The organism is Paenibacillus zanthoxyli JH29, assembly GCF_000520715.1.
In the GTDB taxonomy this organism is placed as follows: Bacteria; Bacillota; Bacilli; order Paenibacillales; family Paenibacillaceae; genus Paenibacillus_AQ; species Paenibacillus_AQ zanthoxyli.
Window position 1 is genome coordinate 1 of record NZ_ASSD01000627.1, and the last position, 1,241, is coordinate 1,241.

General features: G+C 54.9%; 2 protein-coding genes. Both read left to right on the plus strand.

The features are described 5' to 3' along the window. Nucleotides 1-913, plus strand: a 913-nt coding sequence (locus tag L691_RS0124005) for an ABC transporter substrate-binding protein (protein ID WP_025692801.1), incomplete at its 5' end; no start/stop codon positions are given. Nucleotides 914-930: 17 nt separating this feature from the next. Continuing rightward, nucleotides 931-1,241: hydroxyethylthiazole kinase (locus tag L691_RS0124010; RefSeq protein WP_025692802.1), on the plus strand; the 311-nt coding region annotated here is incomplete at its 3' end.

Sequence of the window (1,241 nt, forward strand, 5' to 3'; positions counted from 1 at the left end):
GAGTCCGGCGGAGCCTGCGCACAAGCTGACGCTTATGCTCGACTGGTACCCGAACGCCGTGCATTCTTTTTTGTACACCGCTCAGGAAAAGGGCTTTTTCACCAAGCAGGGACTCGATGTGGAAATCCAGATGCCGGCGGACACGAATGACGCGCTGAAGCTCGTCGCGGCCGGAAAGATCGATCTGGCATTGAGTTACCAGCCACAGGTGCTGATGGCCCGGGGGGAAAAAATCCCCGTGAAAGCGCTGGCCTCTATTGTCCGTCATCCGCTGACTCACTTAATGGTGCCTGCGGACAGTTCCGTACATACCCCCAAGGATTTGGCCGGTAAATCGGTAGGTTATTCCTCCATTCCGCTGTATGAGGCGATGGTTAAGACAATGGTCAAGGCCGACGGCGGAGATCCGGGGAAGGTTAATTTCGTGGATGTGGGTTATGACTTGATTCCGGCGATATCGACCGGACAAACCGATGCCATTATGGGCGGTTTCATCAACCATGAGCAGCTGATTTTGCAAAAAGAAGGCCATCCCGTCAACTCCATCGACCCGGCGAAATATGGCGTGCCGGATTATTCCGAGCTTGTGCTGGTTGCCAGCGACGAGGGAATCAGTCAGCATAAAGACGATTTCATCAAGTTTCTGACGGCAATTCGGGAAGGCCAGAGCTACGTAAAAGAGCATCCCGATGAGGCGCTCTCCATCCTGCTGGCTCATGAGGACGGGACCGCTCCGCTCGACAAGGAGATTGAGAAGCAAAGCATAAATGTCCTGCTGCCGCTGATGGACGCGGGTGATAAGGATTTTGGAGTTCAGGATGCGGAAAGCTGGGATAAAGTGCGTCAATGGCTGACGGAGAACGGGCTGCTGCCTGCGGATATTAAGGCCGGGGACGCTTTTGTAAATTTATAAATCAGGAGGAATTCCTAATGTCATTCATAACCAAGCTTCGGGAAAACAACCCGCTCATCCACAACATTACCAACATCGTCGTCACTAACTTTACCGCGAACGGCCTGCTGGCTCTGGGGGCTTCGCCGTTTATGGCGGATGCGCATGAAGAGGTGGCGGATGTCGCCGCGATGTCCGGCGCGGTCCTAATCAACATCGGCACGCTTAACGATCACGCCATTAAGGCTATGCTGCTGGCTGGCCAATCGGCCAACAAGCATGGAGTCCCGGTCGTGCTCGATCCGGTGGGAGCCGGCGCTACCGCTTACCGGACGGAAGTGACTCATCG